Origin of the sequence: Arthrobacter sp. 9AX (assembly GCF_902506095.1) — a bacterium.
Taxonomy (GTDB): domain Bacteria; phylum Actinomycetota; class Actinomycetes; order Actinomycetales; family Micrococcaceae; genus Arthrobacter.
Genome location: NZ_LR733293.1, coordinates 3,917,353 through 3,939,726 on the forward strand (window position 1 = coordinate 3,917,353; position 22,374 = coordinate 3,939,726).

Sequence of the window (22,374 nt, forward strand, 5' to 3'; positions counted from 1 at the left end):
ACCGGAGAACCCAAATGAAGAAAAAATTCCCGCTCGCTGCCTGTCTCGCCGCCGCGATGGTCCTTTCGGCCGGGCCCGCCGTCACGGTGGTGACATCCGCGGCAGCAGCATCGACGGCGGCCGGGGGTAAATTCGTCGTCTCCTTCAGTGGCACCCCCGAAGCCGCCACCGCCGCGATCGAGGCCGCCGGCGGAACTGTGGAGGACGTTATCTCCCAGATCGGCGTCGCCCTGGTCACGGCCGCCGACGGCGAATTCATGGACGAGGTAAGGAGCGGCAGCGGCATCCGCGGTGCCGCCCGGAACCATTCTGTTGGTGTGAGCCGGCAGGGAATGCCGCACCACTACGCCGGTGAGCGGCTCGACGCGACCGACCGGGCGCAGGCACGCAGCGCAGGGGTAGCCGGGAACCCGTCCACGTCCTCGCCCGGGCCCCACGCCGAGCCGCTGTCCGGCCTTCAATGGGACATGGAAATGATCGGCGCAACGCCGGACGGCGCCTGGGACGAGGCCACCGGTAAGGGTGTTGACGTCGGCATCATGGACACGGGGATCGACGCCAGCCACCCTGACATCGCGCCCAACTTCGACGCAGAGCGGTCGCGGAACTTCACCACCGATATCCCGGATATTGACGGGCCCTGCGAGTACACGGACTGCAAGGACCCGGCGGACGTCGACAACGACGGGCACGGAACGCATGTGGCCGGCATCGTAGCCGCGGCCGACAACGACTTCGGCATCGGCGGGGTGGCGCCCGAGGCGACCCTGGTGAATGTGCGCGCAGGACAGGACTCCGGCTACTTCTTCCTGTACGAGACGGTCAAGGCGCTCGTGTACGCGGGGGACATCGACCTCGACGTTGTGAACATGAGCTTCTACACCGACCCGTGGCTTTACAACTGCACCTCGCGCGACGAGTACGTCAGCGGCACCGTGAGCGACGCGCAACTGACCGAGCAGCGGCTCATCAGCGAACTGGTGCTGGGCGCGGTGAAGTACGCCTCCGACCGCGGCGTGACCCTGGTGGCGGCAGCCGGAAACGAGCACACCGACCTCGCTGCCCCCACCCGCAGCGACGCGACCAGCCCGGACTACCCGCCGAACACCGCCCAGCCGCGGGTTGTGAAGAACACCTGCCTCGACCTGCCCAGCGAGGCTCCGGAGGTCATCAGCGTGTCATCGGTCGGTCCGTCGGGGACCAAGGCTGACTATTCCAACTACGGGTTCGGTGAGGTCGAGGTCGCCGCCCCGGGCGGCTGGTTCAAGGACTACTTCGGGACGCCGCAGTTTCAGACCCCAGGGAACCTCATCCTTTCGTCATATCCGCTCCAGGCGGCGATCGAGCAGGGACTCGCCGACGCTGCGGGCAACCCGGTGGACGGATTCTCGATCAAGCACTGCGACGACGGTAAGTGCGGCTTCTACACCTACCTGCAGGGCACCTCGATGGCGTCGCCGCACGCGGTCGGCGTCGCGGCGCTGATCATCCAGGAGCGCGGCAAGTCCACCGGCGACGGCGGATACGCACTCGACCCGGAGGCCGTGGCCCGCGTGATGTTGGGGACGGCGGATGACCGTGCCTGCCCGGTGGGCGGTGTGGAGGACTACACCGACGAAGGGCGGACGACGGACTGGAACGCGACCTGCGAAGGGACCGCGGAGAACAACGGCCTGTACGGCGAGGGCATCGTCGATGCGGAAGAGGCCGTGAGCTGACAGATCCTGGCATCACACCTTGCAGTACTTCGCCTCCGGTGGTGGAGCACGAACGCGTCGGTGGACTGTTCGGGGTGCAGCATCAGCTCATCGCTGAGGATCACGCCCATCCGCTCGGGCTTTCAGCAGCTCCGTCACCTTGCGGCGGTCCTCCATGTCCGGGCACGCGGGGTAGCCGAGAGAGAACCGGGCACGGCGGTAGTCGAGCTTGAAATACTACCGGTGGCGTCTTTGTGCACCACGAAGTTTTGCAGCATTTAGCACCACCCCTCGACATCCCTAGTAAGGGTACTTAGCATTAAGGCTCGGCCGGTGCTATTTCGTGAACGACTGGCCAGCCGGGTCTTCCGGAACAGCCAGTCGCCCTATATCCACGGGGCCTCACGCCCCTAAGGGGTGGGGGTCCGATTCATATCCCACTCCGTCGCAACGCACGTCCACGTACCTGGGTGGCGTGCGCCCTGAAGGACCTTTTGCGCGGCTTGCCGGGTGGGCACAGGAAGAGAACGGAAGAGGTATGTCATGACTGATCAGGCACGGGGGCTTCCCGTGGAACAACCGCTGGGCGAGCTCGAGGCGGTGGCCCACTTCCATGGGGCGATGCCCACGGGCGTCACGGTGTCGCACGAGGGCCGGATCTTTGTGAATTTTCCAAAATGGGGCGACGACGTGAAGTACAGCGTTGCCGAAGTGGTGGATGGGGACACGGTTGCTTATCCCAATGAGGAGATTAACCGCAGTGATGCGGATAATCTGGCGGGCACGCTGATCTCGGTGCAAAGCGTGGTGGTTGATCCGGCTGACCGGTTATGGATCCTGGACACCGGAAGTCCGTTGTTCCAACCGACGGAGTACGGCGGGCCGAAGCTGGTTTGCGTCGACCTGGCAACTGACACGGTGGTTAAGACCATCGTGTTTCCGAAGGATGTTGCCTTGTCCACAAGCTATCTCAACGATGTCCGTTTCGATCTCAGGCGCGGGCAAGAGGGTATTGCGTACATCACCGACTCCTCAGACCAAGGACCAAACGGAATCGTGGTTGCCGACCTTGCCACCGGCGAAAGTTGGCGGCGGCTGCACGACCACCCCTCGACGAAGGCCGAGGAATTGTCCGGGTTCGTGCCGGTAGTCGAAGGGCGGCCTTTGCTCGACCGCCAACCGGACGGTTCTGCGCAGCGGGCGCTAGCGATGGGCTCCGATGGTATTGCCATCAGCAGCGACGGCGCCCGGCTGTACTACTGTCCGCTCGTCAGCCGGCGGCTCTACAGCGTGGCCACTGACGCGCTCGCGGACCGGTCAGTCGACGATGCTGCCGCTGCTGCCACCGTCACCGAGGAAGGGGACAAGGGCGGCGCCGGTGATGGGCTCGAATCGGATGCTGCAGGCTATATCTATGCGACGAACTACGAGCACAATGCCGTCCTCCGTTGGGCTTCCGGTTCTGACGGAGCCTGGGAGACGGTGGCACACGATCCCCGGCTGCTGTGGCCGGACACGCTCTCGGTGGCCCGCGACGGACATCTCTATGTCACAGCCAACCAGCTGCACCGGCAGGCGGATTACCAAGGCGGTAAAGACCAGCGGGTTAAGCCCTACACACTGTTCCGGATTCGAATTGATGCCGGGCCGGTGCTACTGCGCTGACTCAATCATCCGAAGTCCAACTCACACCTTGAAGTACTTCGCCTCCGGGTGGTGGAACACGAACGCGTCCGTGGACTGCTCGGGGTGCAGCATCAGCTCGTCGCTGAGGATCACGCCCATCCGTTCGGGCTTGAGCAGTTCCGTCACCTTGCGGCGGTCCTCCATGTCCGGGCAGGCGGGGTAGCCGAGCGAGAACCGCGCACCGCGGTAGTCAAGCTTGAAATATCCTGCCGTGTCCTTCGGCTCCTCGGCCCCGAAGCCCAGCTCCTTGCGGATACGGGCGTGCCAGAATTCGGCGAGTGCCTCGGTGAGCTGCATGACCAGGCCGTTGAGCTCGTAGTAGTCGCGGTACTGGTTGGCGGCGAACATCTTGGAGGTGAACTCCTCGATCTTCGAGCCCGCCGTGACCAGCTGCACGGGCAGCACGTCGACCTGCCCGGATTCGCGGGACTTCACAAAGTCTGCGAGGCACAGGTGCCGGTCACGGCGCTGGCGCGGGAAGTCGAAACGGAGGCGGTCGGTGCCGATCGGGCCGCCTGAACCACCATCGGGGGCGAGCAGTCCCGCGGTGCCGAGGACGCCGTCGGCATCCTCGCCGTGGTGCAGCACCACCACCTGCTCCCCTTCGGAGACCACTGGGAAGTAGCCGTAGGCCACGGAGGCGTCGAGCATGCCCTCGCCGAGGATGCGGTCCAGCCAGTAGCGCAGGCGCGGCCGGCCCTCGCGTTCCACCAGTTCCTCGTAGGAGGCGCCGTCCTCGCCGCGGCCGGGCTTGAGCCCCCACTGCCCCATGAACGTGGCACGCTCGTCGAGGAACGCGGAATAGTCGTGGAGCGAGACGCCGCGCACGATGCGCGTGCCCCAGAACGGCGGTGCGGGAACGGGGTTGTCGGAGGCGACGTCGGACCGGCCCGGCATCGCCTCCGGCTCGGTGACCGTGAACTTCGGGCCGCCCTTGTGGATGCGCTTCTTCAGCGGCGGCAGGCCGACGTCGTCCGGGGACTCACCGCGGGCAACGCGGACCAGGGGTTCCATGAGGGCCAGGCCCTCGAAGGCGTCCTTGGCGTACCTGACCACGCCGTCGAACTGCTCCGCCAGGTCCTGCTCCACGTAGGCGCGGGTCAGGGCGGCGCCGCCGAGGATTACGGGCCATTTCTTCGCCAAGCCGCGGGACTGCAACTCCGCGAGGTTCTCCTTCATCACCACGGTGGACTTCACGAGGAGGCCGGACATGCCGATCACGTCGGCGTTGTGCTCCTCGGCTGCGGCCATGATCTCGGCGATGCCCTGCTTGATGCCGATGTTGATGACCTTGTAGCCGTTGTTGGTGAGGATGATGTCCACCAGGTTCTTGCCGATGTCGTGCACATCGCCGCGCACGGTGGCGATCACCATGGTGCCCTTGCCCGAGGAATCGGACTTCTCCATGTGCGGCTCGAGCAGCGCAACGGCATTCTTCATCACCTCGGCGGACTGCAGCACGAACGGCAGCTGCATCTCACCGGCGCCGAAGCGCTCGCCCACCACCTTCATGCCCTCGAGCAGGTGGTCGTTGATGATGCCGAGCGGTGTCATGCCCTCGCTGCGCGCCAGGTCCAGGTCGTCTTCGAGGCCCTTGCCTTCGCCGTCGATGATGCGGCGTTCCAGGCGCGCGCCGGTGGGCAGGGCGGCGAGTTCGGCGGCGCGCTGGTCCTTGAGCGCTGCGGTGTCGACGCCGGCGAACATGTCCAGCATGATGGCCAGGGGGTCGTAGGTGGTGTTGCCCTCGGCGTCGTATTCGCGGCGGTCGTAGACGAGGTCCAGGGCCACCTTGCGCTGTTCTTCCGGCAGTGAGGCGAGGGGGACAATCTTGGCAGCGTCGATGATGCCGCTGGTCAGGCCCGCTTGGACGGCCTCGTGGAGGAACACGGAGTTCAGGACGATGCGCGCTGCGGGGTTCAAGCCGAAGGACACGTTGGACACGCCGAGCGTGGTGTTGATGCCGGGGTACTTCGCGGTGATCTGGCGGATGGCCTCGATGGTTTCGATGCCGTCCCGGCGGGTTTCTTCCTGGCCGGTGGCGACGGGGAAGGTGAGGCAGTCGACGATGATGTCCTCGACGCGCATCCCCCATTCACCCACCAGGGCGTCCACGAGGCGGGAGGCGATGGCCACCTTGCCCTCGGTGGTGCGGGCCTGGCCCTGCTCGTCGATGGTCAGGGCGATGACGGCGGTGCCGTGTTCCTTGACCAGCGGCATGATGCGCGCAAAGCGGCTGTCCCGGCCGTCGCCGTCCTCGTAGTTGACGGAGTTGACCACCGGGCGTCCGCCGATGAGTTCGAGCCCGGCCTGCAGCACGGGCGGTTCCGTGGAGTCGATGACGAGCGGAAGGGTGGAGGCCGACGCGAAACGGCTCACCACCTCCTTGATGTCCGCGACGCCGTCGCGCCCCACGTAGTCGATGCAGACGTCCAGCAGGTGGGCGCCGACGCGGATCTGCTCGCGGGCGATGTCCACGCAGTCGTCCCAGCGCTCTTCGAGCATGGCCTGGCGGAACGCCTTGGAGCCGTTGGCGTTGGTGCGCTCGCCGATGGCGAGGTAGGAGGCGTCCTGGTCGAAGTTCACGTGCTGGTAGAGGGAGGCGACGCCGGCTTCACGTTCCTCGGGGACGCGGGCGGGCGCTGCGCTGTTGGTGACCACGGCTTTGGCGCGGAAGGGGGCAAGACGTTCGACGACGGCGGCCATGTGCTCCGGCGTCGTACCGCAGCAGCCGCCCACCAGGCCGAGGCCAAATTCGCGGACGAACTGCTCGTGCGCAGTGGCGAGCTCGGTGGGAGTGAGCGGGTAGTGTGCGCCGTTGGCGCCGAGGATGGGCAGGCCGGCATTGGGCATGCAGGCGATGGCGACGGAGGACTGCTTGGAGAGGTGGCGGAGGTGCTCGCTCATTTCGTCCGGACCGGTGGCGCAGTTCAGGCCGATGGCGTCGACGCCGAGCGGTTCCAGGGCGGTGAGTGCGGCGCCGATTTCGGAGCCCATGAGCATGGTTCCGGTGGTTTCGACGGTGACTTCGACGAAGATGGGGAGGCGGATGCCGCGGGCGACGATGGCCTGCTTGCAGCCGTTGACGGCGGCTTTGGTCTGTAGCAGGTCCTGGCTGGTTTCGATGAGGAAGGCGTCTGCCCCGCCGTCGATGAGGCCCTCGGCCTGCAGGGCGAAGGTCTGTTTGAGGTAGTCGTAGCTGGTGTGGCCGAGGCTGGGGAGCTTGGTGCCGGGGCCCATGGAGCCGAGGACCCAGCGCATGCGGCCGTCTGTTTCTTCGGCAGCTTCCGCGCGGTCGCGGGCGATTTCCGCGCCCTTGCGCGCGAGTTCCTCGATACGGTCGTCGATTCCATAGTCGGAGAGGTTGGACCAGTTGGCGCCGAAGGTGTTGGTCTCGACGGCGTCGATGCCCGTTGCGAAGTAGGCGTCGTGGATGTCCGCGAGGACGTCCGGGCGGGTGTCGTTAAGGATCTCGTTGCAGCCCTCGAGGCCCAGGAAGTCCTCCTCAAGGGAGAGGTCCCGGCCCTGCAGCATTGTGCCCATCGCGCCGTCGGCAATGACGACCCGGTGGTTCACTGCGTCCAGGAGCTCCTGCGCGCGGGCAGGGCGGGGCACGGATTCGATGTCGAGCGCAAAACGGGGCATCAAACAAGGTTACGCGGCGGGGCCAAGTACATTGCTTAGTGTTTCTGTGTGCTACGTGCGGGCGGATTGTCACCAGCGCCGGTCGTGAGGCTCGCCCAGGCATGACCGCCGGAAGGACTTAGCCCGTTGAGAGTCAACGATGATTCCGGCAGCCGGAGCCTCTGCAAGCCACGATAAGCTCGTTGGTCAGTCAAGTGCTCTCCTATCCAAGAACTCAGAGTGGAGGTTTTGCCACGACTATTCAGCCCGTTCGACTTACACCCGCTCTCTCCCCTACTCCTGCTCTCTTGCTTGTAACCATCGCGGACGCTCCTTGTCGCCACTACGCAGGCGGTCTTCCGCGAAGTTAGGCGGAAGACCTGCCATGCACCAAACCGAAGCCAGCCAATGCGCGGAGCAAATGATGCTCGCCCCTTTCCCTACGCTTGAGAAGCGAAGTGTGGCCTCCCCTACCCAGTAAGTTAGAGGCATGATCGCGGAGCCCATCAACGTCAAGTTATTACTCGAGTCGAGAAGCGAGTTCTCCGATTCCAATATCTGGCCGATGCAGCCGATGGACATCGACCCGGCGGGGTGGATGAGCAACTTTGACGAGGAAGACAGGCCAGTGGCGGCAGCTCTTCTGGAGTCTTTCGTATTCTTCAATGACGAAATGGTCTCATCGCTCTTGCGTTCTGCGCTGGCCTCAATTGCAAGCCATCCAGATTTTGAAGCCGGTATAGCTGCTTGGGAGGGCTTCTTAGATCAAGTGCTTGTATCGTTCCCGACGGGTGAAGAACCTAGCCCCACTGACTCTGGATACCACTTTGTAAGAAAAATGCGACAATTCGGGTTCGATGAGGATCGGATTCTCGACCCCCAAGGAATGGCGAATCGGATTGAGCACCAACAAAATTCCGTCTCCTTGATATTGGTCGATGACATCATCGGCAGCGGAGACCAGCTCGTAGCCTCATGGAATCGTGACTATCCACTGCGAAGCGGCGGATATACATCCTTGGCCGCCCATTGGGAGGAAAAGAAGATCGACGCCGTGTACGTCATCGCTCCCGTTGTGACTTGGGAAGCTAAACGGCGCTTGGGGGAAGACCTACCATTCATGCGTGTCCGTGCGGCTCACACTCTCGGCCAAGAGTATTCTGCTCTGAGCGAGCACACTCTCTTGGTGCCCGGGATCTTACGCAAGCAGTTGAAGGACGTAGTCATCAAGTATGCACTTCGCATAGGCTTTTCGGAGGACGAGGCCTTTGGACATGGGCGGTTCGGGCTAAACCTCGCCTTCGGCCACTCGACACCGGATCTCACTCTGCCTTTGATTTGGTCAACCGCGGAGGGTTGGAAGCCGCTCAGGAGAAGAAACTGATGGCGCGGGAGGGGTCGGCTGACGTTTCCGCCAGGATCCAACGGTATTTGGGTCAGTACCGTGCCGAGTACCTACGCGACAAAATTTTTGACCTCTTCTCTGAACCTGCCTACTGGGACCGCTTGTCGGATACAAAGCCCTGTCTGATTGTTGGTGGTCGTGGAACAGGAAAAACAACAACGCTTCGGCAACTCGCTTATGAGGGTCAATATCGGCTTCACGGATCGGATATTGCTAGCTGGAGTGCTTTGGGACTTTACTGGCGAATCGAAACAAATCTAACTGCAACCTTTCAAGGGACAAGGCTTTCCGAAGCAGACTGGATTCGCACGTTTTCTCACTACATCAATCTGCAATTCGTAGATATGCTCGTTTCATTTGTCACTTGGCGCCAGTCCACCTTGGGGGAAGCTACAAGACTCAATCCGCGCGAGCTACGCAGGACCTGTCTTGCCCTCAGGATGGACGAGACTACCGATTTTTCGGCATTTGCCGACCAAGTCAGTGACCAGATCCTCCGATTCGAATCGGCAATAAACGGATTAGGCACGCCTCTTTCCGATTTGGACCTATCAGTTCTTGGCCGCCCAGTAGCTTCAATGGTAGCTGCTATCCTGGATGACGAATCAATTGGGCAGTCAGACATAGCTTTTTGTCTTGATGAATACGAAAATTTAGAACCGTATCAGCAACGCGTTATCAATACGTTAATAAAGCATGTTGGCGATGGAGGCTTCACGTTCAAAATCGGCATGCGTCAAAACGGCCTACATGAACGCGCAACTCTCAGTTCATCAGAATTCTTGGTAGAACCCGCCGATTTCGTAAAAATCAACATTGAAGATGAGATCAAGCAGAACGGTTTTGGCCGTTTCGCTGCGTCCGTCTGCAATGATCGACTAGTCAAAATGTCCCTTGAAGACCGCGAGTTCTCAGCACTCCGACTCCTCACCGTGCAGGACCTCCTGCCAGAGATGTCACTTGCGTCAGAAGCATCACTGTTGGGTGCAAGCAGAATAAGAGACGATGCGCGTAATCAGCTACTCCATGAAGGCGTGGCAGCCGAAGACCTGCGCCGCTTTGACTCTATGGATGATCTTGAGGCTTGCTTCGTTGGGTTCTGGGCTGAGTCCCAAGACACATCCCTTTCAAGTGTACTTACAGAGGCACTAGCGAAGCCTGGCGAGTGGAAAACGCGTGTAGGGAATCATGGCTACGCCATGCTCTTTTCGCTCCGACCTGGGCGCACGGGCCTATCCAAGTACTACTGCGGCTGGTCCACATTCCTAATGCTTGCGGACGGCAATATACGTTACCTTCTGTACCTCGTGACAGAGGCACTAATACAACATGTAAAGCAGGGTGGCGATCTCTTGTCGCCCGTTTCCGCACATAACCAAACCGTCGCTGCGCAGGCTGTTGGTGAACGAGTGGTATTCGAGCTCGCTGGTTTACATAAGCGCGGCACCCAGTTGACACGCCTTGTTCTTGGTCTCGGTCGAGTATTTGGAGTGATGGCAAAGCAACCACACGGTCACGCACCCGAAGTCTCGCAGTTTCGAATCACCGACAACAAGTCCAACGAGGAAATTAAGGAATTGCTGACAGCCGGCGTTATGCATAATGCTCTAGTTAGATTTACTGGAGATAAGATGGCCGCAGTTTCTCCGGAAACGAAAGACTTCGATTATCAGCTTCATCCAATTGTGTCTCCATTTTTCGTGTACAGCCCAAGACGCAAGAGACGCATGAATCTTCGCTCGGAAGACTTTTTGGGCCTTGCTAGCACTGATTCTACAAAGTACATCCGGAAACTTTTATCGCGAACAAACAGAGAAATCGAGAGCGAGCCGCCAGCGCAGCTGTCACTGTTTTCGGAGTTCTTCAATGGTGGCTAAAATATATCCTGGCCTAACCCAGGAGTTGCGGCGTGAGAATTTCCTGCTGCCCGCCGGTTCTTCTTACCTCTACAAATGCGCTGGAGCGGAGGAGCGAGCACTTGTCGACGCGACCTGGCTTGAAACCCAGGCTAGCCGCGGAGTAAACATCGTGGAGCTTTCAGCTGAGACGAAAGAGTCTGCGTCGTTCCGGCATCAGTCGGGCGGTCAGAACGTGGAACTTTCTCTTTTCAACCTTGCCGAGGTCCAGGAATATCTGAAGCCGCTACCCCAACCAATTTATATTGACATAACAGGTGCCGCATTTGGCACCTGGGCGGTTTTGGTTCGAGCTGCGTTGACCTCACAACTTGATCTCAAGGTACTTTACGTCGAACCAAAAGATTACATGAGAGCGGATTCGCCTGTTGGGAGTTTGAAGTACAACCTATCCGAAAGGACGGACGGAATCTCACCTTTGCCGGGCTTTGCTCGACTTGCCAGAGCACGCCGCTCTGGTGGGGACATACTTGTGCCTTTGCTGGGATTCGAGGGGGATCGATTAGCGCGAATCTTTGAAGAGGTTCAGCCTTCAGATTCCTCCACCTACCCGGTGGTCGGCCTTCCGGGCTTTCGGCCGGAGTACCCCTTTCACACCATCGAAAGCAACATTCGTTACTTGGATGAACAACGTTCAATGTCAAAGATGCGTTTTGCCCGCGCCAATTGTCCCTTCAGTCTTTATGCGCTGTTGTCGGAGTTAGCTTCATACTTTCCCGACCGTCTTATTCAGATCGCAGTTCTTGGCACGAAACCCCACGCACTGGGCGCCGCATTATTCGTGATGTCACGTCCACACCAAGCAGCGCTTTTATACGACCACCCCATACGTTCCCAGGGTCGGACAAGTGGCTCTGGAAGACTTTGCATTTATGATATTGAGAAGTTCCAGTCATTCAAACCCCTTCTCATGGGCACGGCTTGAGGATTAGTTTGGACCGTTTTTATTCTCCTAATTGGATGGCTCAAGCTTTATGCGAGCCATTCGATCTAGTTTCTGGTACAAGAGTTTTCGATCCAACAATGGGTGAAGGCGCATTACTACTCGCTGCCGAGGAAGGTGGTGCCGGGAACTCGGTTGAATTGATGGGCTGCGATCTTGATCCCTTGACTGTCAAGGGAGTTCAAGAAAGGCATCCGGGGTGGCGGGTTGGCCGAGCCGACATATATTCGAAGGCATCCCGGGTAAGCAGTCCGGTTTGGCGAACCGCGCGGCAAGGAGTGGACCTCGTGGTCCTAAATCCGCCTTTCTCATACAGAGGAAAGCAACGCAGAACGATCAGTTTACTGGGCTCCTCGTATCGAGCTACTCCGGCGGTTGCGGCATTAGCGATCGTACTTGACGAAGTGAAGACTTCCCAGGGTGTGGGCGTTGTTCTTCCTGAGGGGAGTTTCCACGGCGAGATTAATGAAGAAGTGTGGCAGGGTATACACACAAATTTCGACGTTGATCTGGTCCAAAAACTTCCGCGTGGCTCTTTCCGCAACGCAAAGGCATCGTCCGTTCTCTTGACAATCCGCGGGCGGGACAAGTCACTACGAACCGTGAGTCCACCGGCGACCAGATTAGGAGGAACCTCTTATTCGAGAGCCTGTCGGTGTGTAGACGTTGTCAGAGGACGCATTCATAATTCGCGGTTGTGGGAGCACCCGGATGCTGGCGCACGTTTCGTGCATACAAGCAACCTGTTGAACGGCCGGATTTCCCGGGTCGAGCGATTTCAGTCACCGAAACTTGCAACGCGGGGCCCCATGGTGTTGTTGCCCCGCGTCGGACGTTTTTATCCGGAAAAGGTTGTCATGGTGGAGTCGGAAGAACTCGTACTGAGTGACTGCGTAATTGCCCTCCGAGTCAAGGAGCCATCGAACTTGTCTGCGCTGAAGTCAACGTTGCTTCATCCAGCGACAGGGCTTTCCCGCCAATATAGTGGTACAGGTGCGCCTTACATAACAGTCCGCGACGTCATGGCACTGCTGGAATCCGCAGGACTTAACCCTCGTCACATAACGAACCTTGAAGAATCATTCACATGCCTTTGCGGGGCCGAGTTTGCGACCTCTCAGAGCGCCAGTTAATAGTTCTTGGTTGTAGTCCCGGCCGGAACGCAGAGCTTCCGCTTATGGGTACTCAGAGGACAGTCGGCCGAATGCCATTTATACGCGTTCACTATACCTCCGCCGCAGGAGCCGCGAACTGGGCCTCGTACAGCCGCGCGTAAGCCCCACCGGCGGCCAGCAGTGAAGCGTGTGTCCCTTGTTCCACAATCTGGCCGGCCTCCATCACCAAGATGAGGTCGGCGTCGCGGATCGTGGACAGGCGGTGGGCGATCACAAATGAAGTCCGGTCCGACCGCAAAGCGCTCATCGCCTTCTGCACCAGCACCTCGGTCCGGGTGTCCACCGAAGACGTTGCCTCATCCAAAATCAACACCGAAGGCCGGGCCAGGAACGCCCGGGCAATCGTCAGCAGCTGCTTCTCCCCCGCGGACACGTTCCCGCCCTCATCCTCCAAAACGGTGTCATACCCCTCGGGCAGCGACCGCACGAACCGGTCCACATACGTCGCCCGCGCAGCCTCTAGAATCTCGTCTTCCGTAGCAGTAGGCCGCCCGTAAGCAATGTTGTCCCGGATGGTCCCGCCGAAAAGCCACGTATCCTGCAGCACCATCCCCAGCCGCGAGCGCAGCTCACACCGCGGCACCGAGGTGACGTCCACGCCGTCGAGCGTTATCCGCCCCGCATCCAGCTCGTAGAACCGCATCATCAGGTTCACCAGCGTCGTCTTGCCCGCCCCCCGTGGGCCCCACAATCGCCACCGTCTGCCCCGGCTCCGCGACAAGAGACAAATCAGAAATCAGCGGCTTGTCCGGCGAATACGAGAACGAAATAGACTCGAACACCAGCCGCCCCCGCCCAAACACAGGCCCTTCAGAAGTGGCAGGCTCCACCGACTCTTCAGATTCATCCAGCAGCGAGAACACCCGCTCAGCCGACGCCACCCCGGACTGCAGCAGGTTCGCCATGGACCCCAGCTGCGCCAACGGTATGGTGAACTGCCGCGAGTACTGGATGAACGCCTGCACATCGCCCAGCTGCATCGCCCCGGACGCCACCTGCAGGCCTCCCACCACGGCGATCCCCACGTACACCAGGTTCCCGATGAACGTCATGGCCGGCATGAGAAAAGGTTGAAGCTGTTCGCTCCAGCCCACACAACTGATTTCGTGCTGCCGGCCCCGTACCAAAGGCGGTCACGCAGGCCGGCGAGTGCACTCCGCGGTTGGAGAACTCCTCCACCGTTTGATGAATCAGTGTGTTCTCCCAGGCGCCCAATGAAGGGGCGGTTAGGCCTCGGTCACGTAATAGAGGCCAACCCAGGGGGAAGCGGCGAACTCACACCACGGCCGCGGGTCTGCAGGCTGTTCCGCGGTGGCAACCACAGCACCCCTCGCAGGTCCGGGATCCACCTGAGTACCCCAATCCCGGGTGACTGCTTCCGGCGGAGCGGAGACCGTCGTCCGCTCTGATGTCAGGGCGCGCAGGTGATGGTGACGGCGCAGAGGGTGATGGTGGCGGGTCATGTCAGGCCTTGCTCCAGTTGGTGCGGGTGCGGCGCAGCATCAGGCCCGCGAACGCGATGGCCATCATGACCGCCGCATACCCTGCGACGGCGGCGGGTGATCCGGTCTGCTCAAGAAGTGCCACGGAGAAGACGGGCGTCAGGCCGCCGGTGATGGCCGATGCCATCTGGTACCCGAAGGAGACGCCGGTGTAGCGCACGCTGCCCGAGAACAGCTCAGCCATGTAGATGCTCATGGGCCCGTAGAGCAGTCCGACGAATGCCAGCCCCAGCACAAAGGCCGCCGCGGCAAGAAGGTAATTTCCGGACTGGACCATCGGGAACATCAGGAAGATCGAGACGGCGTATCCGCCCAGGCCAACAGACATCGGCACCCACCGCGGAGCCCTGTCCGACCAGTACCCGCCGATGAAGATGAACAGCAGGAATGCCACCGCGGCGATCATGACCATCGAGTTGGCCTGGTCCACGTTGAAGCCGCCCGAGTTCCGGGCGAAGGAGAGCAGGAAGACCGTGGTCATGTAATAGGCAGCCTGCACGCCAATGGGTACAAGGATGGATTTGAGCACCTCCACCGGGTGCTTGCGGAACATATCGAGGAAGGGCACCTTCTGCTGCGGCTTCTCCTGCGTCTCCGCCTTGTTCTGGAGCTCCTTGAACGCATCGGACTCTTCGAGCATGAGCCGGATGTACAGGCCGATGCCCACCATGATGGCGCTGGTGAGGAACGGGATGCGCCAGCCCCATGCGGCCATCTGCTCGTCGGTGGTGGCCAGGGCTGTCAGGGCAATGACGCCGGTGGCCAGGAGGAATCCCACCGGTGAGGCCGCACTCAGGAACGCGCCGTAGAAGCCCTTCTTGTTTTTGGCATCCGCGTTCTCTACGACCATCAGTACCGCCCCGCCGTACTCGCCGCCCAGGGCAAAACCCTGCAGGACCCGGCAGAGAATCAGCAGGACCGGCGCCGCGACACCCCATTGCGCGTAAGAGGGCAGCAGGCCCACCGCCAGGGTGGACCCGCCCATCAGGAGCAGCGCCAGCACCAGCGTGGAGCGCCTGCCGAACTTGTCCCCAAAGTGCCCCAGCACCACGGCCCCAAGGGGCCGGATGAGAAACGCGACGGCGAACGTGGCCATGGAGGCCATGGTGCTCAGTGCCTTGTTGTCACTTGGGAAGAAGACCGGCCCCAGCAGGAGCGCTGCCATGGAACCGAAGATGAAGAAGTCATACCACTCGATCACGGTCCCGACCATGGAGGCCGCAATAACCCGGGAAAGAGTGTTTTTACTCCTGGTGGGGACTTCAGTCAGTGCTGTCATGTGGTTCTCCTAGGGAGGACTGGGTCTGCCCGTTCAGCACGATGCCGGCGTTGGCAGCGCGGTGGGGGACGCCAGAAGATATGAGGATGGTCACACTCTAGGAACGCCCTCCCGTGTGCGGCCCCCGCTTTTCCGATGATCGGAAAGCCGATAAGCACGCCCGTGCCGGAGGACAACCCCGGCGCCGCATGGCGTGGCAAACTTTCCCCATGGCCAATTCCCCCACTGGTGAGTCGGTGATCAGCCGTGTGGTGCGGCTGATGGCTGCCTTCGACCGGCAGGTGCCGTCGATGTCCCTGTCCGAGCTGTCGCAGCGCGCCGGACTGCCGATGACCACCGCCCACCGCCTGGTGGAGGAGATGTTGAAGCACGGCCTCATGGAACGGGACGCCGACGGGCAGTTGCGTGTGGGGGTACGCCTCTGGGAACTGGCCGCCCGCGGCTCCCAGGCCCTGTCGCTGCGCGAGATTGCCCTGCCCTATATGGAAGACGTCCAGGCGGCGGTCCACCAGTACACAACCCTGGCAGTCCTGGACCACGGCTCGGTCCTTTACCTGGAACGCCTTTCCGCCCCGGACTCGGCCGCAAAACGCGCGCTCGACGCAGCCCACATCGCCCAGCGGGCGCCCCTGCATGCCACGTCCTCCGGGCTGGTCCTGCTGGCCTACTCGCCCACGTGGCTGCAGCAGGAAGTCCTGGCGGCCCCGTTGGAGAAGGTCACCGAAGAGACCATCACGGATCCGCCCACCATCCGGCGCCACCTTGCCGAGATCAGGCAGCGCGGCTACGCGGCACTCCCCGGCATTGCGGTCAAGGGCTGGACCGGCATCGCCGTGCCGGTGTTCAGTTCGGGCAACACCATCGCCGCCGCCCTGAACGCCACGGTTCCCAGCGGTGAGACCAACGTGCCCTTCACTGTGCCCGCACTGCTCACGGCCGCGCACGGAATTTCGCGTGCCCTCGGCGCCGGCGCGCCATCCGGGCCGCGGCGCCGCTAAGGCTCCGAAAAAGGCACATCCGTTCATCGGAAATGGCGTGTGTCCTGATCCGGTCATGTCGCCATAGTTGGTGGAGACGCAGATCACTCCACCGGGACCCGCCAGCACAATCAGCCGGCGCCACAACCCGGGAGTGACCCTCCACCATCCAGCCCGTGCTTCGCGTGGCCGGAACCAACCGCAAAAGGAACGGACAATGATGTCATCCCAGACAGAAACAGCGCTCCCCGCAGCAGCTGCGGAGTTGCCCCCGTACTCCCATGAACTGCCCTGGCCGGCCCACCTTGCGCCCTTCAAAGTGGTCGACGACGGCTCTCAGGGCGATCCCTACGAGCACTACGCCTGGATGCGGGAGAACGCGCCGGTCCTGCGGGCACAGTCCCCCGTGTCCGACGTCTGGTTCATCTCCCGCTACGCCGACGTCCGCAAGGCCATGCGCGCCCCGAAGATCTTCTCCTCGGAAGTGGTCAAGCCGGTCCCCCTGAACTTCCTGACCATCATTGACGCGCCGGACCATGCCCGGCTGCGCCAGGTGGTGGCCAAGGCCTTTACACCCAAGGCCATCAACCTCTTCGAGGACCTGGTCCGGGCCAACGCGCACCGCTCCCTGGACCGCCTCATCGCCAACGGCGGCGGCGACGTGGTGGAAGAGTTCGCCATCCCGCTGAGCATCTCCACCATCGGCGCCCTGCTGGACGTCCGGGCGGAGGACTTCGAGAAGATGAAGTTCTGGTCGGATGAAACCTTCAGCTACTTCGGCCGGCTGGCCCGCAACGCCCCCGGAACCGCCACCGACGAACAGAGCACCCTGGAACTCTTCGAGTACCTCAAAGAGAACATGGAGCGGCTCCATCTCGAGGGGAACGAGTCCATCGGCGGCCATATCGCCCGCATGTGGAAAGAGGGCACGCTCACGGAGAAGGAAGCCAAGGAACTCTGCGCCTTCGTCTTCGTCGCCGGCCACGACACCACCACCATCCTGCTGGCCAACACCTTCCTGACCTACAGCGAACAGCCCCACCTGCTGGACCGGATCCGCCGGAACCCCGCGGATGCGGTGAAGTTCGCCGAGGAGCTGGCCCGCTTCCGGGGAACCATCCAGCGCGCCAGCCGAGTCACCACGGAGGACGTGGAAGTGGCGGGGACCGTCATCCCGCAGGGCGCCATCGTGCGGCTGCTTCCCGGGGCACAACCGGGACAGCGGGAAGTTCCCGGACGGTGAACGCTTCAACATCGACCGCGACACTGACGGCCATCTGGGGTTCGGCCACGGCGTGCACGCCTGCCTCGGGGCTCCGCTGGCCCGTCTCGAGACGACGGTGGCCGCGCAGGTCCTGGCCGAAAAGCTCGCCGCCGTCCGGCTGGACCCCAATGAACCCATCGAATATGTCCGCGGCAACAACCTCAGCAACTCCGGCCCGGAGCGTCTTATCGTGAAACTGGAGAAGATCAATGACTGAACAGCATCCCGTGCACCCCGTTATCATCGTCGGCGCCGGACATGCAGGAGTTGCCGTCGCGGCGGGGCTTCGAGTCCGCGGCTGGACCGGCGCCATCACGATGTTCGACGAAGAACACGCCGTCCCCTACGAACGGCCGCCCCTGTCCAAGGAACTGCTCAAGCCGGGCGCCCCGGAGCAGACAACCCTGCTGCGCAAGGAAACGTATTACCAGGACAAAGACATCCACCGCGTTGCAGGTGTTGGCGTTACCGCCATCGAGCCGGCAGCCCGCACCGTCCAGCTCTCGGACGGCACCCTGCAGCCCTACCACCAGCTGGTCCTGGCCACCGGGTCCCGCGCCCGGGACCTGCCCGTCCCCGGCGCCGGCCTCCCCGGCGTCCAGGCCCTCCGCAGCCGGGACGACGCACTCAACCTCAAGCGTGCGCTGGTACCCGGAGCGAAGGTGGTGATTATCGGGGCAGGCTACATCGGGCTGGAAGTGGCTGCGGCCGCCGTCGGACTCGGCTGCAGCGTCACCGTCCTGGAGTTCCAGGACCGGGTGATGAGCCGCGTGACATCGGAGCCGGTCTCCCGCCACTTCGAGGAACTCCACCGAACCCAAGGTGTCCGGTTTGTCTTCGGCGCCGCCGTCACCGGCGTTGAAGGAACCATGAAGGCGGAACGGGTCAGGACAGCGGACGGGTCAACCTACGACGCCGACGTGGTGGTCACCGGGATCGGTGTGCTGCCGAACCAGGAGCTGGCGGAACGGGCCGGGCTGGACTGTGCCGACGGAATCCTGGTTGACGGCAGCGGCCGGACCTCCGATCCGCACATTTTCGCGGCTGGCGACGTCACCCGTTTCACCAGCCCCATCGACGGTTTCAGCCAGCGGCTGGAATGCATCCAGAACGCCATGGCCCAGGCCGAGGGCGTGGCCGACGCGCTCACGGGAACGCCGGCCGGGACCAAAACCGAGGTCCCCTGGTTCTGGACTGTCCAGCACGGTGTGCGCCTGCAGACCGCCGGGGTCCGCCGGCCGGACGACGACGTCATCGTGCGCGGCACGCCTGCTGACGGCAAGTTCTCCGTCGCCTACCTGCGGGACGGGCGGCTGGCGGCGGTGGACACCGTCGCAGGCTTGTCCGATTTCCGGCCCGCAAAAAAGCTCATCCTGGACAGTGCCCGCCTCGACGCGGAGCTGGTCGCCAATCCGCACATCGGCCTGGCAGACGCCGTCGTTCCTTCCACACCCGTCCCCGTTCACTAAGAGGAACCGCCATGAACAACAAACTCAACGTCATAGACCGTGAAGGCAACGCCCAGCCCCTCGAATGGGAGCCTGAGCAGTCGCTCATGGAGGCGCTGCGGGACAACGACCTCCCCGTCCTGGCATCCTGCGGCGGCACCGCCTCCTGCGCCACCTGCCACGTCTACATTCCTAAAAATGTGGTGCAGTCCCTGGGGGAACGCAGCGAGGACGAGATTGAGGTGCTGGCCGAGGCTGAAGGCTTCGATGAGGAATGCTCCAGGCTCTCCTGCCAGATCGGGTTTGCCCCGGAGCTGGACGGCATGACGGTCACCCTGGCGCCCGAAGACTGAGCCGCGCCATCAGCATCCATACGCTTCAAAGGAGAAAATCATGACAAAGGACGACGGCGGCAGCCGGGTTAAGGGAAAGGTCGCCGTCATCACCGGCGGCAGGGGGGACCTGGGCAGCGCCTGCGCAGAGCTTCTGGCCCGGGAGGGTGCACAGGTTGCGAGCTTCGACGTCAGCGGCGAGCGCCGGTTCCCGGATCACGACCGGATCCGTGAATACGACGTCGACGTCACCGACGAAGACGGCGTGAACCAGGCAGTCGGCCGGGTCCAGCAGGAGCTTGGCCCCATCGATGTGCTGGTCAACGCGGCGGGCATCATCGGCCGCCCGTCACCGTCCCACGAATCCACGCCCGAAGAGTTCGACCGCATCTTCAACATCAACGTCAAGGGACTCTGGCTGATGACCCGCGCCGTGGTGCCCGGCATGATGGAGCTCCGCAGGGGCAGCGTCATCAACTTCTCCTCAACGCACGGGATCACCGGCGGCAAGAGCGTGCCCCTGTACCACGCAACCAAGGGCGCCGTCCGCCTGCTCACCAAGGCTGACGCCCACACCTACGGCGAGTACGGCATCCGGTTCAACTCGATCCATCCCGGTTCGATGCGCACCACCATGAGCTCATCAGCCGCGAACGCTTCCGCTGTGGGACCCGAGGCGTACTACGCCCAACTCCTTGGCTCAAATGCCATCAAACGCCAGGGCGAACCCATGGAGGTTGCCCAGGGCGTGCTGTACCTGGCATCCGACGAGTCCGCATTCTCCACCGGCTCCGAGTTGGTCATCGACGGCGGCTACACGTCCATCTGACCAGTCCATCACCCGCGCACAACCCGAACGGACCAACCGTGATAAGCCACGTCACCATTCTCAAATTCAAGCCGGATACTCCCGCTGAAGGCCTCGCCGCGTGGAGGCAGGCGCTGTCGCAGCTTCCGGACCATATCCCGGCCCTGCGCAGCATCTCCCACGGCCCGGACCTCGGCATCGTGGTAGGCCAGTCATCGGCCGACTACACCATCATCGCCGAGTTCGAGAACACCGAGGATGTAAAGGACTACTACGTCCATCCGTCCCACCGGGCCCTGACTGAATTCTCGTTTCCGAACAGCGACCTGATCATCAGCGTCGACTATGAGTCGGCTGCCCTGCGCCCTTGACGGCACTGCCCTGGCCCGGGTTAGGCTCGCCTCGGATCGGCGACGGCGCCGCCAGAGGAGGAAGCCATGTCACTGCAGGAAATCGAGTTCACGTCCGCCAACGGCCGGGACACCATCCAGGCCTGGGTGTACGAACCCATCGGTCAGCCCAAGGCCATCGTGCAGTTGATCCACGGGCTCGGTGAGCACTCCCGCCGCTACCTCCACCTCATCTCCACCCTGGTGGACGCCGGATTCATCGTAGTGGCGGGCGACCATTCCGGGCACGGGCGCACGGCCATGCAGCAGGGCACCTGGGGTGACGCCGGCGAGGAGGCCGCCAGCGTGGTGGTCGCGGATGAGGTCACCCTCCAAGCCAAGGCCCGGGAAGAGCTCCCGTCGCTTCCCTACGTGGTCTTCGGCCACAGCTGGGGTTCCATGATCGCGCGCGGTTTGGCCACAACCCCACAGGCTCAGCTTTCCGGCCTGATCCTCTGCGGCATCGCCGCCCAGATGCGGGGCATCGAGAAGATGATCAACCGGCCCGAACTGGCGCGGCTTGCCTCCAGCGAGCGCGCGGCGGACCCCGCGCCCGAGGAACTGGTGGGCCAGCTGTTCGACGGTTTCCTGGGCCGCTTCGGCGAAGGTGCCGGCCCCACCGCCTGGGTGGCGCTGGATGCTGCCGTGGTCGCCGACCACGGCAGGGACCCCTTCAACAATTTCGGCACCCCACTGAGCGCGCGCTTCCTCCAGGGCTTCGTGGACCTCTACGACCAGGTCAACTCCGACGACTGGTACAAACAGCTCCCCGCCGACCTCCCCGTGCTGATCCTCGCCGGCGACCAGGACCCCGTGACCAACTACGGCGAAGGCGCCTATCACGTGGCGAACCGCCTTGCCGATTCGGGCCACCCGGACGTCCGCACCCGCGTCTTCCCCGGCGTCCGGCACGAGGTGCACAACGAACCCACCACCCGCGCCGACACGGAACGCGAGACGGTCGAGTTCATTCAGCGCGTCGTGCAGCGGCAGGACTCCCCCGCCCCGCCGGCAACGGCCTGACGGTCCCGGAGGAAAGCAGCTCAGCGGGAACGCACGACCCGGGTATGGCGCATTGGTTTCCGCCCCGATCCGTGGGCGTGGAGTGGCTGGGAATGGGCAACCGACGGCAGATTCCCTGGCCGGTGGGATGACCTGCACGGAAACTTCCGTACCGTCTACGCCGGCTCCAGCCTCAGGGCATGCCTGCTCGAGGTGCTCGCCGGATTCCGGCGCGATGCCCGCCTGGCCGCGGAGCTGGACGAGATCGCCGAGGATGACGAAGATGCGGTGCTGCACCCGACCCTGGTATCCGGGCAGGTGCCTCGGGAGTGACTTGACGTCCGCGCAGCGACGTCAGCCGAACCTACCGGCTCCTACTGCGCCGTGACGGACTCGCGCTCCATCGCTGTCCTTCATCCGCACTTCGTCGGGGTGGCTCTCAGCCTCGGACTCTTAGACCTGGACGTCGCAGCCCTGAAGGACACTAGGCCGCGCGGACTAACCCAGGCCATCGCCGCTTGGATCTACGAGACAACAGACCTCGACGGGATTTCCTTCGCATCCCGCCATGGCGACGACTGACGACTCTGGGCCATCTTCGAACGACCCGGCGACCCGTACATCAGCCCGAAGCTAACGCACGCCAGGTCAGGGGACCTGCAACGCGACAGCGATGCGATCAAGGACACCTTCCGGACGCTCGGTCTGACGTGGAGTGAATAGGACCCCTCCCCTAGCCCCTCGTCGCCCTAGCTTGACGGAATCTTCATTATCGGCGTTTCAAAGGCTGGGAGGGGACTTCTTACGGGGCTTTCCCGCACTCCCTCGAAGCGTTTCCCCACTCGCGTTGCTCAGGGCGGGTAACAGCGTCAGAGAGTGCTTTCCGGAGCATTTTCCCGGCGGCGACGGCCGGGCGGCGTTTCGGAGGTT

18 protein-coding genes and 2 pseudogenes are annotated in these 22,374 nt (G+C 62.6%); 16 read left to right on the forward strand and 4 right to left on the reverse strand.

The window, feature by feature from the left end; translation table 11 throughout:
* The first annotated feature begins 14 nt into the window (after positions 1 to 14).
* Entirely contained in the window at positions 15 to 1,718 is a 1,704-nt protein-coding gene (locus BACI348_RS18190) for a S8 family peptidase (RefSeq protein ID WP_201298449.1), read from the forward strand.
* A gap of 12 nt (positions 1,719 to 1,730) precedes the next feature.
* Here BACI348_RS18190 and BACI348_RS21130 read toward each other — a convergent pair.
* Positions 1,731 to 1,931: pseudogene (locus BACI348_RS21130) on the reverse strand (vitamin B12 dependent-methionine synthase activation domain-containing protein); the annotation flags it as partial.
* Positions 1,932 to 2,240: 309 nt separating this feature from the next.
* Here BACI348_RS21130 and BACI348_RS18200 point away from each other — a divergent pair.
* Entirely contained in the window at positions 2,241 to 3,362 is a 1,122-nt protein-coding gene (locus BACI348_RS18200; RefSeq protein ID WP_159828832.1) for an L-dopachrome tautomerase-related protein, read from the forward strand.
* Between the two features lie 21 nt (positions 3,363 to 3,383).
* Here the strand turns inward: BACI348_RS18200 and metH are convergent, their stop codons facing one another.
* Positions 3,384 to 7,025 carry a methionine synthase gene (gene metH / locus BACI348_RS18205; RefSeq protein ID WP_159828834.1) on the reverse strand — a complete coding sequence of 1,214 codons (3,642 nt, stop codon included), beginning with the start codon at positions 7,023 to 7,025 and terminating at the stop codon, positions 3,384 to 3,386.
* Positions 7,026 to 7,494: 469 nt separating this feature from the next.
* Here metH and BACI348_RS18210 point away from each other — a divergent pair, with 469 nt between their 5' ends.
* The 4 genes from BACI348_RS18210 to BACI348_RS21135 are packed head-to-tail and all read left to right on the forward strand — an operon-like array spanning position 7,495 to position 12,401.
* Positions 7,495 to 8,388 (forward strand): phosphoribosyltransferase-like protein, encoded by an 894-nt coding sequence (locus BACI348_RS18210; RefSeq protein WP_159828836.1) that lies wholly within the window; start codon positions 7,495 to 7,497, stop codon positions 8,386 to 8,388.
* Positions 8,361 to 10,286: an ORC-CDC6 family AAA ATPase gene (locus BACI348_RS18215; RefSeq protein ID WP_159828838.1), complete on the forward strand. Its 1,926-nt coding sequence runs from the start codon at positions 8,361 to 8,363 to the stop codon at positions 10,284 to 10,286. Before BACI348_RS18210 ends, BACI348_RS18215 begins: the two co-directional genes overlap by 28 nt.
* A complete protein-coding gene (locus tag BACI348_RS18220; protein ID WP_159828840.1) occupies positions 10,276 to 11,250 on the forward strand; it encodes a hypothetical protein in 975 nt (324 codons plus the stop codon). Before BACI348_RS18215 ends, BACI348_RS18220 begins: the two co-directional genes overlap by 11 nt.
* A gap of 8 nt (positions 11,251 to 11,258) precedes the next feature.
* Positions 11,259 to 12,401 (forward strand): N-6 DNA methylase, encoded by a 1,143-nt coding sequence (locus BACI348_RS21135; RefSeq protein ID WP_159828842.1) that lies wholly within the window; start codon positions 11,259 to 11,261, stop codon positions 12,399 to 12,401.
* A gap of 91 nt (positions 12,402 to 12,492) precedes the next feature.
* Here the strand turns inward: BACI348_RS21135 and BACI348_RS18230 are convergent.
* Together BACI348_RS18230 and BACI348_RS18235 are read right to left on the reverse strand one after the other, a co-directional pair.
* Positions 12,493 to 13,507, reverse strand: a pseudogene (locus BACI348_RS18230) (ABC transporter ATP-binding protein); the annotation flags it as partial.
* 400 nt (positions 13,508 to 13,907) lie between these two features.
* Positions 13,908 to 15,224, reverse strand: a complete 1,317-nt coding sequence (locus tag BACI348_RS18235; RefSeq protein ID WP_159828843.1) for an MFS transporter — start codon at positions 15,222 to 15,224, stop codon at positions 13,908 to 13,910.
* Between the two features lie 209 nt (positions 15,225 to 15,433).
* Here BACI348_RS18235 and BACI348_RS18240 point away from each other — a divergent pair, with 209 nt between their 5' ends.
* The 10 genes from BACI348_RS18240 to BACI348_RS18285 all read left to right on the forward strand — a co-directional run bounded on the left by BACI348_RS18240 (position 15,434) and on the right by BACI348_RS18285 (position 22,026).
* Positions 15,434 to 16,222 carry an IclR family transcriptional regulator gene (locus BACI348_RS18240; protein ID WP_159828845.1) on the forward strand — a complete coding sequence of 263 codons (789 nt, stop codon included), beginning with the start codon at positions 15,434 to 15,436 and terminating at the stop codon, positions 16,220 to 16,222.
* Positions 16,223 to 16,418: 196 nt separating this feature from the next.
* Positions 16,419 to 17,444, forward strand: a complete 1,026-nt coding sequence (locus BACI348_RS18245; RefSeq protein WP_201298450.1) for a cytochrome P450 — start codon at positions 16,419 to 16,421, stop codon at positions 17,442 to 17,444.
* A gap of 52 nt (positions 17,445 to 17,496) precedes the next feature.
* A complete protein-coding gene (locus tag BACI348_RS18250) occupies positions 17,497 to 17,682 on the forward strand; it encodes a hypothetical protein (RefSeq protein ID WP_328699988.1) in 186 nt (61 codons plus the stop codon).
* Positions 17,675 to 18,934 (forward strand): NAD(P)/FAD-dependent oxidoreductase, encoded by a 1,260-nt coding sequence (locus tag BACI348_RS18255; RefSeq protein WP_159828847.1) that lies wholly within the window; start codon positions 17,675 to 17,677, stop codon positions 18,932 to 18,934. The genes BACI348_RS18250 and BACI348_RS18255 overlap by 8 nt, the downstream gene beginning before the upstream one ends.
* A gap of 11 nt (positions 18,935 to 18,945) precedes the next feature.
* Positions 18,946 to 19,266, forward strand: coding sequence for a 2Fe-2S iron-sulfur cluster-binding protein (locus tag BACI348_RS18260; protein ID WP_159828850.1), 321 nt, complete (start codon positions 18,946 to 18,948; stop codon positions 19,264 to 19,266).
* Between the two features lie 40 nt (positions 19,267 to 19,306).
* Positions 19,307 to 20,074, forward strand: a complete 768-nt coding sequence (locus BACI348_RS18265) for an SDR family NAD(P)-dependent oxidoreductase (protein WP_159828853.1) — start codon at positions 19,307 to 19,309, stop codon at positions 20,072 to 20,074.
* A gap of 38 nt (positions 20,075 to 20,112) precedes the next feature.
* Positions 20,113 to 20,424 (forward strand): Dabb family protein, encoded by a 312-nt coding sequence (locus BACI348_RS18270; protein WP_159828856.1) that lies wholly within the window; start codon positions 20,113 to 20,115, stop codon positions 20,422 to 20,424.
* 66 nt (positions 20,425 to 20,490) lie between these two features.
* Complete coding sequence (locus BACI348_RS18275; RefSeq protein ID WP_159828859.1) at positions 20,491 to 21,465, forward strand: alpha/beta fold hydrolase; 975 nt, start codon at positions 20,491 to 20,493, stop codon at positions 21,463 to 21,465.
* A gap of 51 nt (positions 21,466 to 21,516) precedes the next feature.
* On the forward strand, positions 21,517 to 21,777 hold the full coding sequence (locus BACI348_RS20930; protein WP_159830308.1) for an RES domain-containing protein: 261 nt from the start codon (positions 21,517 to 21,519) through the stop codon (positions 21,775 to 21,777).
* A 51-nt stretch (positions 21,778 to 21,828) separates the two neighbouring features.
* On the forward strand, positions 21,829 to 22,026 hold the full coding sequence (locus tag BACI348_RS18285) for a hypothetical protein (RefSeq protein WP_159828862.1): 198 nt from the start codon (positions 21,829 to 21,831) through the stop codon (positions 22,024 to 22,026).
* Positions 22,027 to 22,374 lie beyond the last annotated feature (348 nt).